General features: G+C 40.7%; 14 protein-coding genes. 9 read left to right on the plus strand and 5 right to left on the minus strand.

Translation table 11 applies throughout. The annotated features are described in order from the left end of the window. The first annotated feature begins 90 nt into the window (after positions 1 to 90). The 8 genes from BC751_RS07155 to BC751_RS07190 all read left to right on the plus strand — a co-directional run bounded on the left by BC751_RS07155 (position 91) and on the right by BC751_RS07190 (position 10578). Positions 91 to 1080 (plus strand): aspartate-semialdehyde dehydrogenase, encoded by a 990-nt coding sequence (locus tag BC751_RS07155; protein WP_130274942.1) that lies wholly within the window; start codon positions 91 to 93, stop codon positions 1078 to 1080. A gap of 203 nt (positions 1081 to 1283) precedes the next feature. After that, entirely contained in the window at positions 1284 to 2474 is a 1191-nt protein-coding gene (locus BC751_RS07160; RefSeq protein ID WP_130274943.1) for a class I SAM-dependent methyltransferase, read from the plus strand. Between the two features lie 63 nt (positions 2475 to 2537). Further along, positions 2538 to 4124 carry a M1 family metallopeptidase gene (locus BC751_RS07165; protein WP_130274944.1) on the plus strand — a complete coding sequence of 529 codons (1587 nt, stop codon included), beginning with the start codon at positions 2538 to 2540 and terminating at the stop codon, positions 4122 to 4124. Beyond that, a complete protein-coding gene (locus BC751_RS07170; protein WP_130274945.1) occupies positions 4121 to 4927 on the plus strand; it encodes a glycerophosphodiester phosphodiesterase family protein in 807 nt (268 codons plus the stop codon). Before BC751_RS07165 ends, BC751_RS07170 begins: the two co-directional genes overlap by 4 nt. Before the next feature lie 77 nt (positions 4928 to 5004). Further along, positions 5005 to 6237 carry an MFS transporter gene (locus BC751_RS07175; RefSeq protein WP_130274946.1) on the plus strand — a complete coding sequence of 411 codons (1233 nt, stop codon included), beginning with the start codon at positions 5005 to 5007 and terminating at the stop codon, positions 6235 to 6237. Then, on the plus strand, positions 6234 to 7748 hold the full coding sequence (treF, locus tag BC751_RS07180) for an alpha,alpha-trehalase TreF (protein WP_130274947.1): 1515 nt from the start codon (positions 6234 to 6236) through the stop codon (positions 7746 to 7748). Before BC751_RS07175 ends, treF begins: the two co-directional genes overlap by 4 nt. Positions 7749 to 8091: 343 nt before the next feature. Continuing rightward, positions 8092 to 9294 carry an IS4 family transposase gene (locus BC751_RS07185; protein WP_165389808.1) on the plus strand — a complete coding sequence of 401 codons (1203 nt, stop codon included), beginning with the start codon at positions 8092 to 8094 and terminating at the stop codon, positions 9292 to 9294. Between the two features lie 48 nt (positions 9295 to 9342). Continuing rightward, positions 9343 to 10578, plus strand: coding sequence for a purple acid phosphatase family protein (locus BC751_RS07190; protein WP_130274948.1), 1236 nt, complete (start codon positions 9343 to 9345; stop codon positions 10576 to 10578). Positions 10579 to 11170: 592 nt separating this feature from the next. Here BC751_RS07190 and BC751_RS07195 read toward each other — a convergent pair. After that, the gene (locus tag BC751_RS07195; protein WP_130274949.1) at positions 11171 to 12286 is read right to left on the minus strand and encodes an App1 family protein; all 1116 of its coding nucleotides are present in this window, start codon (positions 12284 to 12286) and stop codon (positions 11171 to 11173) included. Positions 12287 to 12412: 126 nt separating this feature from the next. Between BC751_RS07195 and BC751_RS07200 the strand changes: the two genes are divergently transcribed. After that, on the plus strand, positions 12413 to 13360 hold the full coding sequence (locus BC751_RS07200; protein WP_130274950.1) for a sugar phosphate isomerase/epimerase family protein: 948 nt from the start codon (positions 12413 to 12415) through the stop codon (positions 13358 to 13360). Positions 13361 to 13472: 112 nt separating this feature from the next. Here the strand turns inward: BC751_RS07200 and BC751_RS07205 are convergent, their stop codons facing one another. From BC751_RS07205 to BC751_RS07220, 4 genes are all read right to left on the minus strand, one after another. Continuing rightward, positions 13473 to 14165 carry a DUF5995 family protein gene (locus tag BC751_RS07205; RefSeq protein WP_130274951.1) on the minus strand — a complete coding sequence of 231 codons (693 nt, stop codon included), beginning with the start codon at positions 14163 to 14165 and terminating at the stop codon, positions 13473 to 13475. A gap of 205 nt (positions 14166 to 14370) precedes the next feature. Beyond that, positions 14371 to 15261, minus strand: coding sequence for a hypothetical protein (locus BC751_RS07210; RefSeq protein WP_130274952.1), 891 nt, complete (start codon positions 15259 to 15261; stop codon positions 14371 to 14373). Between the two features lie 108 nt (positions 15262 to 15369). After that, positions 15370 to 15768: a hypothetical protein gene (locus BC751_RS07215; RefSeq protein WP_130274953.1), complete on the minus strand. Its 399-nt coding sequence runs from the start codon at positions 15766 to 15768 to the stop codon at positions 15370 to 15372. Then, positions 15755 to 16912 (minus strand): DUF4221 family protein, encoded by a 1158-nt coding sequence (locus BC751_RS07220; RefSeq protein WP_130274954.1) that lies wholly within the window; start codon positions 16910 to 16912, stop codon positions 15755 to 15757. Before BC751_RS07220 ends, BC751_RS07215 begins: the two co-directional genes overlap by 14 nt. Between the last annotated feature and the right edge of the window lie 93 nt (positions 16913 to 17005).

The raw sequence follows: 17005 nt of genomic DNA on the forward strand, positions 1-17005 counted from the left end.
TTGAAAATTAATTAATTAAATGCGGTCAGGCTATCTTTTTTGGGAATTCTTGCCTTACCTTTGCGGTTCAATTCTAAAAAATCAGTAAAAATGAAACTAGCCGTTGTAGGAGCTACCGGATTGGTAGGCTCAGAAATCCTCGAAGTGCTGGATGAGCACAATTTCCCATTTGATGAATTACTCTTGGTAGCAAGTGAAAGGTCTGCCGGAAAGAAGATGACTTTCAAGGGTAAGGAATATACGGTGATGGGATTGAAACAGGCTGTTTCTGAGAAGCCGGACATCGCTATTTTTTCCGCTGGAGGAAGTACTTCTTTGGAGTGGGCGCCAAAATTTGCGGAGGTAGGTACCATCGTCATCGATAACTCTTCCGCCTGGAGAATGGATCCTACCAAAAAACTGGTTGTTCCCGAAATCAACGCCAAAGAACTCAGAATTGACGACAGGATCATAGCAAATCCCAACTGCTCCACCATACAGATGGTAATTGCTTTGAACAAACTGCGTGATAGATACGGTATTAAAAGAATCGTGGTTTCTACCTATCAATCTGTTACCGGTACAGGCAAAGCGGCCGTTGACCAGATGATGGCAGAAAGAGCAGGGCAGCCTGCCGACATGGTATATCCGCATAAAATTGATTTGAATATCCTTCCCCATATAGATGTATTCCAGCCTAATGGCTACACCAAAGAGGAGATGAAAATGATCAACGAAACCAAAAAGATTTTTGGGGATGACAGCATTCAGGTGACAGCCACAACAGTTAGGGTACCTACCATCGGGGGACATTCTGAATCCGTAAACGTGGAATTCAAACAGGACTTCGATCTGGATGAGGTCAGAAAGATCCTATCTGAAACCCCAGGGGTGGTCTTGCAGGATGATCCGGCCAACAATGTTTATCCAATGCCGCTTACTGCACACAAAAGAGATGAGGTTTTTGTAGGCAGGTTGAGAAGGGATGAATCTCAGCCCAATACCTTAAATATGTGGATAGTGGCAGATAACCTTAGAAAAGGTGCCGCTACCAATGCCGTGCAGATTGCGGAATATCTCGTAGAGCACAGTTTGGTGTAATTGTCTTTTCTTGGCTTTTTTCAAGTCTGGATATCAAAACCCTGATGCCCGTAACTGGGCAAAGTATCAATTTAGCTAAAGTATTGTAGCAAACCGATATTCATGGATGTTTGATCTTCCTCAGCGGACAAGTTATTTAAAGATATTGGCTCCAAATCATCATAAATTATTGGTAAAATTCCCGATGACCAAAAAAAGATAAATTGAATATCCCGAGAATTTATACCGAAGAAGTCAAACAATTTGTGCAGGATCAACTGGAATGGGATCCTGCACTGCTTTTTATGCGGCTTCGGGACAAAGTCAGTTTTGACTTAAAACTTGCCATTCACCAAATGGAGGCCAGGCGCAAAGCCCAAAAAAAATTGCCCAACTGGTCGCATAATTTTGACCTTTTTTTTCCTCCCGGTCTTTCCGTGGAGCAGTCCTCCTCTGAAGACACTGCCCAATTCAAATCTGAGTTGGTACAGGGTAAAAGCATGATCGACCTGACAGGAGGTTTTGGGGTAGATACTTATTATCTTGCAAGGAATTTTAAAGAGGCGACCTATTGTGAGCAGAACGCAGATCTTGCTGAGATATTCCGATACAATATGGAGGTGTTGGGGGAAAATAAGTTTAAAATTAATCAAGGTGACGGGATTGAATTTCTTGCAGGAACCCCCGAGAATTTTGACCTCATTTATGTAGATCCCGCCCGAAGGGGAGAACAAAATCAAAAGCTTTACAAACTTTCGGACTGTGAGCCGGATACCGTTAGCCATTGGCCACTCCTGCAATCCAAAGCGCGATCGGTGTTGGTAAAAGCTTCCCCCATGATGGACATCAAGCAGTCCTTGCAGGAATTGCCCGACATCCAACAAGTTTGGGTGGTTTCTGTCAAAAATGAGGTAAAGGAAGTCTTGTTGCTATGGGAAAAAGACAAAAAAGCTGAAGAAATAACCATTCATTGTGTGGACCTAAGGCCGGAAGGAAGACAGGAATTTGATTTTTCTTTTGAAAAAGAGGCCACTGCGGAGAGCGACTTTTCAGAGGTTAAGTCTTATATTATTGAACCCATTGCCGGTATTTTAAAGGCAGGAGCTTTCAAGTATTTTGGACAGCTATATGGCTTGGAAAAATTGCATCCCAACAGTCACCTCTACACTTCGGACAGTTATTCTGAAGGGATTCCGGGCAGGGTTTTTGAAGTAATCAAGGAATTGCATCAGCCCAAAAAAGAACTTAAAACGCTATTTCCTAAAGGTCAGATAAACGTCATTGCCAGGAATTTTGCTCTTTCTCCTGAAGAGATCAAAAATAAATTCAAACTCAAAGATGGGGGAAATGATTTTTTGATCTGCACCAAAGTAGGGGAGAAATACCGGGTTTTTCATTGCCGAAAAATGCCTTAGACTTTTCTGCAAGTAGGCTGGAATTGCTTATATTTTCAAAGTTTTAGCTTGATTTCCGGTACAATGAAAAGAATACTCATCCTCTTCCTGACATTTCTCGCCTCCATAGAGGGCTTTGCCCAAATCCAAAAAAACTGGACCTGGGGAGGACCAATTGATCCATTGCAGCAAAAATTCCAGGTCATGCATTACCAATTGGAACTGGAACTCTTGCCCGAAAAGCAGGAAATACATGGGAAGAACAAAATCACTTTTCAGGCTGAAGAGAAGCTGGATACCCTAAGGCTTAATCTCATAGAGGAATATAAGGTTCTGAAAGTACTCATGAACGGGGAAGAAATTGCTTTTGACCATCATGGCGACATTTTGGATATTTATCCGATTGATTGTACCTGTGAGGAAGTGGAGATTTACTATGGGGGAAAAACGCCCATTGCCATCAGACCGCCCTGGACAGGAGGGTTTACCTGGGAAATGGATGAACTGGGCAACCATTGGATGGGATTATCTTCCCAAAATGAGGGAGCTAAAATATTTATGCCCTGTCTGGACCATCCTTCAAGTGAGCCTTTGAATGGTGTTGATTTAATATTTACGGCCCCTCAACCCTATTTTGTGGCTTCTAATGGCAGGCTGCTCAGTACCAAGGAGCAAAATGGAAAAATAGCTTATCACTGGAGCACCCGGTATCCCATAAATAATTACAACATCAATTTTACCTTGGGTGTTTTTCATCAAGAAGCCACGCTTTTTAAAAGTGAAGATGGTAAAGAAATCCCGATGCATGTCTGGGTACTACAGCAGAATCGTGGAAAAGCGCTGGAATTACTCGAAGTTTTAAGAACCTCAGCTTCCACGCTGGAATTTTATTTTGGGCCTTATCCTTTTCCTGATGACAAAATCGCAGTGGTGGAAACTCCTTACCTGGGCATGGAGCATCAGACCATCAATGCCTATGGGAATAATTTCCAATTTGAAAAAATAGGGAACGTGACCTTTGACTGGCTTCTACATCATGAATTGGGTCATGAATGGTTTGGCAACAAAATCTCTGTCAAAGACTGGGCTGATTTCTGGATTCATGAAGGCCTTACCGCTTATGGAGACTGGCTTTTTTACCTGAAGCATGGAGGAGAAGAGGCTTATCATGAAAAAGTAGCCTCTGTAAAAACAAATATCAGGAACCTCCGTCCGGTGGTATCCCCAAGAAACTCCAACTCAGATTTTGCCTACCATCCCGAGATTTATACCAAAGGGGCATTTATCATTCATTCCCTGCGGTACTACATTGGGGATGAACTGTTTTTTCCCATGCTGAAAGCCTTTGTCTCCGATGAAAGGTTCACCTATGAAAATCTTGTTGTGACCAGCGATTTTACCGGTTTTGTTCAGGATTATACCGGTATTGACCTACAGGGCTTTTTTGATCTTTACCTAAAGACTGTACGTCTTCCGGATGTGAAAGTGAAGAAAAAAGGAAAAAAAGGCTATCAAGTAAGTGTTCCGAACATTTCATTCGATCTTCCAGTTGAATTCAAGACCTCCCATGGATATGAGCGTCATGTCCTTTCCTCCAAGCCCATCCTGGTAAAGAGTGAAGGTCCCATTGAAGTGGACCCCAGAGGTTGGTATTTACTGGCGAAAAAATGATTAAAAAACTTTGCTTCTTGTTGCTTCTTGGTCTTTTTCAGTTACCTGTAGCTGCGCAGAGCCTGAGGTCTTTGCTTGCTCAAGAGCAGACGCTGATTTTTATCCATAGAGCTGCTCTGCATCCCGAAATCCCTGAAAATAGCCTGACCGGCCTAAAGTTGGCTATAGAAGCGGGTTTCCATATGTTGGAAATTGATGTCATGGAAAGCAGAGATGGCGTGTTATATCTTTTGCATGATAGGACTTTGGGAAGGACTACGGATGATGAGGGAAACATTTCGGATTGGGATAGCAGGGACTTGGATCAATTACGATTAAAAAATACCCAGGAGACCTTGCCCCGCTTTGAATCTTTTTTGGACATCTCCAGAGAGCTTGGGATTTATTTGATGCTGGATGTAAAAAGCGCAGTGTTGGAAAAAGTAATCAATTTGGTCTCCGAAAAAAACATGCTGGACAGGGTGGTTTTGTTGACTTTTGAGTTGGAAAGGGCGATAGAAGCCATTGGTTTGGACAAGAAGTTTCTGGTATCCGTGCTGATCAATTCAGAGGATGAATTTGATGAATACTTATGTAAAAGCGCTGACCCCTATCAATTGGCAGTTTACCTAAATAAAGGTGCTCCATTAGAACTCTTCGGAAGGGCAAGGCAGCTTGGTCTTCCTATCATTACAGATGTTTTGGGCAACATTGATGAACATGCCCAAGAAGATCAAAGGGTTTACAGGGAATTCCTTGAAAAAAGAAAGCCAGGCATAATAGTGACAGATTATCCTCAGCTTTTAAAAGAGGCAATAAACTGATTGGATTTGGCATTTTTTAAATAATTGGCCAAATTGGATAAGATTACCTTTTTCAAAACCTTTAATTCCTTCCTCCAATGACTTCAAGAGCATTGATCAGGCTTTTTTTGATTGTCAATTACATGGTTTTTGCCGTTTTGTTGAATTCGGTGGGCGCCGTAATCTTACAGGTGCAGCGTACCTTTGATGTAAGCAAAGCAGAAGCGTCGGTACTGGAAGGTTTCAAGGACCTTCCGATTGCTATTTTTTCCTTTATCGTTGCCTCCCTATTGCCCAAGATCGGTCTAAAAAGGGGAATGTTGGCAGTACTTTTTTTGGTTGCGGCCATCTGTTTTATCATGCCCCTGACGGCTGACCAATTCTGGTATTTCAAGATGCTGTTTGCGGCAGTGGGGATTTCGTTTGCAGTCATCAAGGTATCCGTGTTTGCGATGATCGGGCTGGTGACTTCCAATACCAAAGAGCACAGCAGCCTGATGAGTACCATTGAAGGTTTTTTTATGGTAGGAGTGCTTCTCTGGAATGTTTTCTTTTCATTGTTTGTCAATGATGCAGACCCTACTTCTAGGAAATGGTTGAATGTTTACTGGTATTTGGGAGCCATGAGCTTGGCCGCGGCCTTCTTGTTGTTTATGGCCAAGATTAACGAATCAGAGTCCAAAAGAGAAAACACCCATGCTCTGGATGATTTTCTGGAAATGCTAAAATTGGTAATCAAACCCCTGGTACTGGTTTTTGCGGCTTCTGCTTTTCTCTTTGTTCTGATAGAGCAAAGCTTTATGACCTGGACACCTTCTTTTTATCAGGATGTCCTGAAAGTTCCTGCGAGCATGGGGATCCAGGCTGGTGCCGTCTTGGCGGGTGCATTGGCCGTAGGTAGACTGCTGGCGGGCATTATTCTGAAGCGGTTGCACTGGCTTGCCTTTACTTTGATATGCACACTGATGGTGGGGGTTTGTGTTGTTTTGACTTTGCCGTTGACTTCCAATTTACCGGATGCTTCAGAGACAATTACTTGGTTCAATGCTCCTTTTGTCGTGTATTTGTTCCCTATTTTGGGGGTTTTCCTGGCGCCGATTTACCCTACCATCAATTCGGTAGTCTTGAGTGCTTTGCCAAAATACATGCAAAGTTCCATGTCCGGACTGATTGTGGTGTTTTCGGCATTAGGAGGTACCACAGGATCCATTATGACAGGCCATATCTTTGAAGCTTATGGAGGGACCAATGCCTTCTATTTCTCTTTGTTGCCCATAGCCCTGCTCTGCTTGGTTTTGGTATTGTTAAACAGACAGGTTAAAATATCATGAGTTTACATCAATTTACCCCACCGGAAGAACTGTATTGGGAACTTTTTGACGCCGTACAAATGAGCGGGATTTTCCCGGACTCCAAAACATTTGTGGACTGTATTCCAAAAAGACCCGCCAAGGATATTTTGCTGGATTTTTATGAGGAATCCAAATCAAAGACTTTTGATCTGTTGGAATTTGTAAAAGCTAATTTTCACCTTCCTCCTGATCCCAAGCCCATTGATATTCCCCAAAATTTACCCTTGGAAGAGCGGCTGCACCTACAATGGGAGCTGCTCAGGAGGGATCCCGATCCGGAGATACCGGATTCTAGCCTTCTGCCTTTACCACATCCCTACATAGTACCGGGAGGAAGGTTTAGGGAGATTTATTATTGGGACAGTTATTTCACGATGCTGGGACTAAAAGTATCAGGAAAAGTTGAGCTTATCGAGTCCATGGTGGCCAACTTTGCCCATTTGATCAATACGGTAGGCCATATCCCCAATGGGAACAGGACTTATTTTCTTTCCCGGTCGCAGCCCCCGTTCTTTGCCAAGATGGTGGAACTGCTTGCAGAGGTGAAGCAGGATGAAGGGATATTGGAACAATATATCCCGGAAATGCTGATGGAATACCTTTTTTGGGTAGAGGGAGATACAGAATTGTACCTTCCTGGGAAAAGATACAAGAGGGTGGTCAGATTGGATGAGGATGCTTTTTTGAACAGGTATTTTGATGATGAGGATACACCCCGTCCGGAGTCATTTCAGGAGGATATCCATTTGGCACAGAGAACCACCCGTTTTCCATTCAAGGTTTACAGAAACCTCAGGGCAGCCTGTGAGTCCGGCTGGGATTTCAGTTCTAGGTGGTGCTATGACCCCATGGATCTTAGAACTATACAGACGACCGCCATCATTCCTGTGGATTTGAATGTACTGCTTTCCGAGACTGAACGGATTTTAATCTATGCCAATAAGTTGTCAGGAAATGAGAAATTGGCTGCTAATCTTGAAAAAAACAGGAGAAACAGGATAGAAGGGATCAACCGGTACTGTTGGGATGAAGAAAGGGGGATTTATCTCGATTTCCATATCAAATTCAAGGAATTTGTGGACCGTCCCTCTCTTGCCATGTTATTCCCTTTATGGGCAGGAACTGCAGATGCACATCAGGCCGGAAATGTGATCAAATATGTAGAAAAGCATTTTCTCAAACCCGGAGGGCTTGTCACTACTAATTTTCACTCAGGACAGCAATGGGATGCACCTAATGGTTGGGCACCGCTGCAGTGGATTGGCTTTGAAGCATTCTGGAATTATGGCAGAAGGGATTTGGCTTTAGAACTGGCCAAAAGATGGACAGCTCTGAATGAAAAGGTCTATCAAAAAACAGGCAAAATGATGGAAAAATACAATGTCGAGGACCTGAGTTTGGAGGCAGGAGGAGGAGAGTACCCAGTTCAGGATGGCTTTGGCTGGACTAATGGGGTCTATTTGGCGCTTAAAGAGAGGATGAAAGCCTGAGTATTGTGTCAGTGATGGTAGGAAAAAGCGAGGGTTTAAAGGTTTAAAGCCTAAAGTTTAAGACCCATTATTCATTGACGGTAATTCCTCTGGATGAAAGCGAACCCTATTTCCTGATTCGGAGTTAAAATGACTTATACATCTGCTGTATTGTTCGAAGTATTTAGATAATACCAATTTAATGCCGTTTAGTTAGTGGTTAATTAACTGAAATTCATTATATTAGAGGTATAAAATAAGGCTTCCGAAAGCAGGGAGTGCTGGAAGCCTTAAAACTTTAATTGTAAATGAATTCAAGTTAAAACTAAGTTATGAAAAATTTATCATCGAAAGTAGGACTTCGGTGAAAGATTTTCTTCGTGACCGTTTCTTTTCCTTTGAAGTTCTTGTGCTTTTTATTTTGTCAAAGAGCAACAAAGGACTTAATATCTGCCTTGAAGAGTTTTTTGGGGAATCTTCCTTATCGCCCACTAAAAGTGCATTTACCCAGGCCAGGAAAAAACTGTGCTATACAGTTTTTAAAAAGCTTAACGGTTTGATCTGCAGTCTTTTTTACCAACATGCAAAGTTCAAGAAATGGAAGGGGCATAGGGTGCTTTCTGTTGATGGTTCAACACTTGAACTCCCGGATCATCCCTCCATGTCAGAGAAGTTCAGCTATCATGGTTTTGGGCCCAATGCGGATGCGGGACATTACATGAGCAGGATATCTTACCTGTATGATGTTTACAACGGCCTTGTACTGGATGCCGGTATGGAAAGCTACACCACTTCGGAAGCCACCCTATGTCATGCCCATCTTGGACATATTAAAGAAGGGGATCTTCTTGTGTGCGACAGGTATTATGCATCACTGAGACTTTTTTTCGAATTGAAAGGAAAAGGGGCCGACTTTCTTTTCAGGATGAAAGACAATTGGTGGAAATGTGTCGAAGATTTTTCCCGAAGTAGTTCCTCTGATGCGGAATATACATTAATACTCCCTCCAAAATACAGATGGCTGCTTGAAAAGTATCCCTCGTTATCCCAAACCATGACCGTAAGACTGATCAAGAAAAAGAATAAGAAGGGTAAGATTTCAATATATGCGACTTCGCTGTTGGACAGGAAAAAATATACAGCCTCCTCTCTAATAAACCTGTACAAACAGAGATGGGGAATAGAAGAAGCATATAAACTGATCAAATCAAGACTTGAAGTATCTGATTTTTCCGGCAAAACAGCATGGGCGGTCCAGCAGGACTTCTATGCTAAGACCCTGATCATATCACTCTGCAATATTCTTTGCTATGATGTGGAGCCAAAAACCAAAACAGGACGGACATCAAAGTCAGCAAGGACCTTGATAATCAATAAAACTTATGCATTGTCAAAAACAAAATCCCTGATTCTTAAAATCAGAGATTTAATTGGTGAATTGGAGCAGATTATCCAGAAATATGTAAAGAAAATCGCTTCCAAAATAGAATATTCAAAAAGAAACCAGGTATTCAAGCGGAAATTCAGAGCTAAACTGAAATACTCAATGAATTACAAATCTATTTAATCACATTCCTTAACTTAACGGCATTAAATACCAATTGAAAATCACGCTATGAAAAAACTTATCCTGAGTACTTTGGTACTCTTCCTTTTGTTAGTTACAGGCAAAATCCAGGCACAAAACGCCCCTTATGCCTTTTACCTGACCTGGAATCAAGACCCAACTACCTCAATGGTGGTGGACTGGCATGCAGATGGTTTGCAGCCACAGCAGCTAAGTATTAGAAGGAAAGGGACAGAGAATTGGAGCCAAATGGAAAGTGATGTTCTCCCATTTCCCTTCTCCCAAAGGGTGGTACACCGGGTTTCCTTATTGAATTTGAGGCCCGATACTGCTTATGAAATCCGTTTTCCAGGTTTGGATGAAGTGTACTATTTTACAACGATGCCTTCCAATCTCAATGAAAAGTCACTGAAAATAGCGATAGGTGGGGATGCGATGCACCGCAAAGAATGGTTTGAAAAGACCAACAGGGTCGTGTCTTTCTTTGAGCCCGACTTCGTCATCATAGGGGGAGATATGGCTTATGAAAATGGGCTGGCAGATAATATTCAGCGTATTTATGATTGGTTTGAAAGCTATTCCAATACCTTAATCACTGCGGACAGGCGTATTCTTCCCTGTTTGGTGGCCATTGGCAACCACGAGGTCGTGGGGGGATACTACAGCAGGAATCCAGGATACGAACAAACCAATTCCTTTAGAAAAAGGATAGCCCCCTATTTTTATGGTCTATTTGCTTTCCCGGGACAACCAGGATACAATGTGCTTGACTTTGGGGATTACCTCAGTTTGATCATCTTGGATACAGAGCATTCCAATCCCATTCCCGGTGTACAGACCCAATGGCTGGCAAAAACGTTGGAAGAAAGGTCTCATGTTTTACACCGTATTCCGGTATATCATGTTCCTGGATTCCCCTCCGTGAGAAAATATGAGGACATGACCCAGACTTTGGTCAGGGAACATTGGGTGCCACTATTTGAGAAAAACGGGGTCAGGATAGCCTTTGAAAACCATGACCATGCCTACAAAAGGACATATCCTATCCGCAACTTACAAAAGGACCAATCCGGAGTGATTTATGTGGGTGACGGTTCTTGGGGTGTTGCAGAAAGGCCAATTCATGATGTGGCAAGTACCTGGTATCTTAAAAAAGCGCAATCTGTCAGGGCATTTACCTTATTGACCTTGGAGGGACAGCAGTTCAGCCTGATTTCAGTGGATGAAAATGGACGCATTATCGACTCCTTTCCGGAAAGCCCCCTGAATTATCAAAGTCATTAAGATCGAGTACTTTTAGTACTCATTAAGGATCCTGCAAAAAATCCCATTGACATTATGGCCATTGTTCCCAGGACAATGGCCAAATTTTTATGTAGCTGAGGTAAGTGGATGTTTGGGAAAAAGTCACTGAGACTGATCCAGGATATAACCATTAAACCAAAAATAATCCCTACCATGGCAGGGCATCTAGGAGAATAAAATGCCATGTATCCCCCGTCTATCAGATGTCGCGTTAAGGTTTCAGTTCTCTTTAGGTTAGGTCCAGTTTTCCTGAGGCTAATAAAGGGGTCACTGTAGGGACTATAATTCCTTCTATCTTTGGCAATTGGTTTGTTGCTTTCATTCATGTAATTTAAAAAATATTTTCAGGTCAGGTACCTGTTGTGAAAAATAGCATATAGGATGGAATGGAAAAAAAGGATCGGCGTATTGGCAAAAGTCATGATGCTCATGAGGCAACCCTATCCTTTCTAATATAGGGGCTACAATTTTGTTATCGATTCATGTACCTTTTGTTTGTCCATGATGATCTATGAATCAGCAATCAAAAGGTGGACATGGATAAGACTTTTATTTGGATTGAAAACCGGTATCAGTAGGCCTCTGCAGCCTGTTGAATTGAACTGATGGCAGCTTCAGGAATCCATCCCTGGGCTGCTGCATGTGCTGCGGCCTCGTGGCTGCTTTTGATTAAAAGCATGGGCACTCCGAAATCTTTCAACTCCTTTTCGATTGCAGCCAACTTTGCATGTCCTGAGGATTTAATGTCCCTGATATAGATCATTTTTACCCTTCCCGGGAAATCCTTGACTACCTGAAGGTAAATTTCAGGGTCATGCTGACCTGAATCTCCAATCAGAATAAATGGAAGATGCCGCTCGATTTCAAATATTTTTTCCACCTGCCTGAGCTTGTGTTCCCAATGACTGCCGGCAATAAATTGTTCCCTGGACAGCCCCAGGTCTCTGAGCATCAATGGTCCTTTCGGGATTTCATGGACTTCCAGAAACTCCATCAGAAAGTCATACAGGTTCCAGGGAGAACTGGAGACATAAAAGAAAGGATTGCTTTCAATGCCATCATTGCCTTTGGCCAATGCCCTGTAAAATCCTGCTACCCCTGGAAAAGGCAACCGGGTATGGGCATTGCCCAGAAAAGTGGTCTTCAGCATGGTGAAAAGCCTGGTGGCTCCTGTAGGCACAATGGTATCATCGATGTCAGAAATTATACCGTACTCCACGTTTTTAAAGGGGATGAAGACCTTGTTGACTGCCAGCACTTCCTTTTGATTTTTTACCAAATAATCCTGCAATTCCAATTTTACCTCCTGCCAGGGACCATCTAATAAAAAAGGCTCGGATGATTTTAAATGTATGCTGAAGTAGCCTTCCTCATCGGTAGTCACCGTTTGCTCGAGATGCTGAAAAATGGCCTTGATTTTAACCCCGGGGATTTCCCAGGACATAAATCGCTTGTACATTTTTTTGAAATTTTTCCATGTACTGTCTTCCGGATTGGAGTTTTCTATTCCCCTGTCTTTGAGCACCCGTCCTACAAAATAGATTTCAGTTTCGTTTCCAAAACCTTTATAGGGTACAATCATTATTTTATCGATCAGTTTGGATTTCAGTCCAATCCAAAGTAGCCCTTTTGAAATGTTACTTTTGAGAAAATACAGCAGCGAAAGGCTTATTTTTTTAAATGACATTTTTGACTGGATTTTGGTCTTTGGGTAAATTTAGTGAAAAACATTTTCCAAAATTTTGTAATCCATCTGCTGTATGGGTATTTTTCTACCCTACAACAGTAACCCAAACACCCACTTACCCAAATCATGAAACAAGCCCATCATCCCCAAAGAAGAGAATTTCTAAAAAAAGCCGGTTTGGCAGCCATGGCAATAGGAATGCCCCAAATCGCTTTTTCCATGACCAATCAAGATCCTTTATTCAAAATATCCTTGGCAGAATGGTCTGTCAACCGATTGCTTTTTTCAGGTCAGATGGATCATCTGGATTTTCCATTAATGACCAAAAAGCATGGAATCCATGCTGTCGAGTATGTCAATCAGTTTTTCATGTACAAGGCTATGGATAAAAATTACCTGCGGGAGATGAATACCCGTTGTCAGAATGAAGGGATTGATCAGGTATTGATCATGTGTGACAGAGAAGGGACTTTGGGTGCCAAGTCAGCGGCTGATCGCCAACAGACTGTTGAAAATCATAAAAAGTGGGTGGAGGCTGCCCAATTCTTGGGTTGTCATTCCATCAGGATCAATGCTTATACTGAAATCCCTTGGTCTACAGATCCTCAAATGGCCACGGAAGCGATGAAACTATGTGCCGAGGGTATGCGATCACTTTGTGAGTTTGCGGATGATTTTGATATCAATATCCTCATTGAGAACCATGGTGGCTATTCCAGCGATGCCAAGTGGTTAGTGGGTATGTTGAAGCAAACAGCGCATCCAAGGGCAGGCAGTCTTCCTGATTTTGGAAATTTCAGGATTTTTAAGGATGAGACCAAGGATGTTTCCTATGATTCTTACCGAGGAGTAGATGAATTGATGCCATTGGCAAAAGGGGTGAGTCTTAAACCCACAGCCTTTGATGACTATGGCAATGAATCCCCTTTGGATTATGAAAGGATGATGAAGATTGTGCTTTCTCATGGGTATCATGGTTATGTCGGTATTGAGCATGGAGAGAAAGATAGGGAATGGGATAGTATCGTAGAAATCAGGAATATTCTGGTGGCAATGGAAAAGAACTTGGTATAAAAAAATCAAAAGATCTTTTGTAGTGGCAAACCTTAAAACCAGCTAATATGATCGGTAGCCATCTTCATTGATATTAGATTTCTTGCTCAGCAATTTGAAAGTTTTGTCTGTTTTAAAATAGGTTGAACAACTGCTCTCCCCTTTTGAGGACCTGTAGCTCCTGTCTTTGCCTGATTTCTTCCCTTACATCGGGTGATTTTGCTTCCAAAAGGAGCTGGGAAACATTCCAGACATCACTTCTCCAGGAGACGATCATTTTTGAAAGCAGCCATTCGTCCATACGTCCCATCAATTTGTCCAAAAATGCCAAACTTGGCGAAAGTGGTTTGATGATATTGTCCTGAACCGCATCTATAGAGTTGGCAATAACCTGATTGACCAGTTCATGGTCATTTTTCCGCTTCGTTCTTTTATCTGGATCAGCGCTGATCCATTCTTGTTCCATGCAATCATAAAGTGTCAAGGGAAGATCATAATTGATATGGGCATTGACGCCCAAAAGTAGGTTTTGCAGGACATGGGGTTCAGGATTTTTGCTGGCATCATGCGCCTGCTTCCATACGGAGGGCACATGAGGATGTTCAGATTGATAGAGATCGAGTGCCTCGAAATAATAGTCTGAGAACCTGACCAACAAAGTGCTTACCCATAAAGGATCTGAAAAGTGCTTTTCTTCAATGGAGACATACATATTTCGGCTCATCAGGGTATAGCACTGTAAAAACACATGTCTTCGGTCGCCTGAGCTTTCCCAATGAGAAGACTCTTTGGTCATTCTTTGTAGAAGGTTGTTGATGGTTTCCATATTTTTAAAAATACTCTTTTCTGATTAATTATCTGAAAATAAATTGATTACGGGTCGAAAAAGTATTTTTACGGGAAAAGGATTGTTGCCATCAATTTTAAGCTATTTTTATTCTGGTCCCTATTATAAAAAAGAATCATTGCATGTGATCCCCTTCATGCGGGGCTGTAAGTCTTAATGTAATTAAATCTTCAATAAGACGGCTTTAGTTGTCTATAATTTTATCCAAATCCGAAGTAACCACAATTTTGGAATCCAAGGTGATTCCACAAAAAGTTTTGGTGTTCTGGTCAAATTTACAAAACACATAATCCTTTAATTCTTTAATTTCTATATTATCCTGGTATTTCTTAATCATTAGTATCTTGAAGTCTTTTTCTGTTGGGGAGGTTCTATTCAGTTTTTTGATCAAAAAGTAATCTGTTTCTTGATCGACTGAAATAGCTGAAAGAATCAAATCTAATTGGTATTGATTTCTCTCCCACAGTGCCATACCATAAAACTCACTCAGTTCCATTACCCGCTTGGGTTTGGTTTTATCCAATAATGAATCAAGAAAATATTCCTTTGTTTTTGAAAGTTTACCGGACTTAGAGACTTCAAGATACCCGTTTTGTAAAGGGTTCAAAATTCGAAGGATATTGTCCTTATGATACAAATAGCTTCCTTCCTGACTATACCCTAATGATTTTTTCATTATTTTTTTTGGTTTCATTGAATTTAAATCCAGGCGATAAAGTATTAAATCATCTTCTGTGACCATAATATTATTGACCCGAATGATAGCTTCTTGTGCTTCTGAATGAAGAATGTAATGTAGTCCGGCTTCGTCGAGGTTCACTCTTTTTTTGCTGATCTTTTTAGTTCTAAGATCAAACCTATATAAGTCACTTGGGTTTTGTCCCAGAAAATAGCAGGAGTTGTCATAATAAAACAATGATCTGAAAGCATTATCTGGATAATATTCCACACTCTTATCAGGATAAAGCTTAGGTTGGAGGATAACTGTATCCAAGGTTTTATTTCCATCAAATGTATAGGAAAGCAATTCATGCTTATTGGTCAAAATGAAAACTTCATATTCACTGATAGCCACATCTCTGACAGTAGCAAAGGGGGAAAATTCAATTTGAAATTCATGATTGTATAGTTCCTTTTTTTTTGAAACACAGGAAAAAAAAGAATTAAGGAGATGAATTTGAGGCTATTGGACATGTTTCTGAATTAAATCAACAAGTTCATCAGGAGTTTCTATGACTTGTTTTTCTTGCCCCGAAAGGAAAAGTACAGGTAAAGATTCTATCAATCCTAACTTTAAACCTTCCTTTTTTTGGTCAATGAAAATAGACTTGCCATCAACCTTCGCCAGTAAATTTGCTTTCTTCTCCTGTGATGATACAATGATAACATTGATTTTTTTGCCTTCAAGTTCTTGCAAGGATTCCTTAAATACTGAAAAACAATATTGACAATTTTCAAGACTGATAATCAGAGTAGGTGCATCAGTGTCAAATCCAATTATTGATCCGTATTTTTCAAAATCACTCTCTATTGGTTTGCATCCGAGCAATATGATAAACAATAAAATACTAATTCTCTTCATCTTGAGTAAAATCAAATACGTCTATGGATAAATAGTTTTCTTGAAGTTCTGGGTTCAAAATATTGTTCTTTGGAAGATAGAATCCCTTCTTACCTACAAATGCCCTATAGACATTATAAATCCCTCCTGGAAATACGACTTCTTTAATTATTTTAAAATCCTTATCCAAGACGATCACACTAAATTGTTTTTTTGCATCGATTTCTTTCAATATGATATTTTTGTCATAAACCCCAGGGAATTGGAAAGTTCTGTAATAAAGTTTTCGGTATGGATCGAAATAGATACCATAGTATTTGGAATTTTCGACCCATGCTATGTCCTCTTTTTCCGGTTCTGGAACCATAGTGAAAGGCTTGATTTCAGAATTCTTATATTTGCTTCCACCAAAAACTTTGAATTCTTGACCATCTAAAAAATAACTTAAAGAGTCTAAATATTTCCACGAATAAATTACCCTTTCAAAGTCATCCTCAATTCTTGAAACCTGCAAATCACTCCCTGGCCATATTTTGTCTTGGTAAAAAGATGGGAATCCTGATTCTTCTACAAATTCCAAAGTATTGGCTTCGATGTCATAGGATACTTCAAATTTAAATTCATCACTGATATTTGCAGGATTACTCAAATCAAACATTGGGAGCTGGATAAACCTTAATTTTCCTTTACTCAAAATAGTAGGCATGGAACCAAAAGAAATGTGGTTAACCAAAGATTCTTCAATGCTTTTATAACGGGGCGGCATATACCGATTCAAAACTTCTCCACTATTGTTAATCAAAAGAGATCCACGAACAGTGAGTGTTGGGAATATGAATACGGAATCTGAATTGATCACAAGAATTCCTTGAGCCGTTTTTATTCCCAAGGGAGGGGTAGATGGGTATTTGATTTCTTTTTCTAAAATCTCTAAGTCTAAATTATAAACCTGAATTGACTTTTTGAATTCATTTTGATGGTACAAAAATTCAGTATCGTTCTCAAATAAATAGGAGGTCCTTATAAAGTCAAGAGCTGTAGAATCATCTAAGGAAAGGTTTATTTCTGAAATTTTAAATAAATTAGAATTTGTTTTTTCTTCACTTGCTAAAGGTGAACATGAGAAAATTATAAATCCGAGGAATAGGGAAATTGTTGATTTCATCAATATTATTGTAAAAGTGAAAAAGGAACGGGATCTCCCGTTCCCTTTAAGAATAATTAATAGACACTATCCCGATAAGTGTGTAAACTTCAA

This window comes from Cecembia calidifontis, from assembly GCF_004216715.1.
GTDB lineage: Bacteria > Bacteroidota > Bacteroidia > Cytophagales > Cyclobacteriaceae > Cecembia_A > Cecembia_A calidifontis.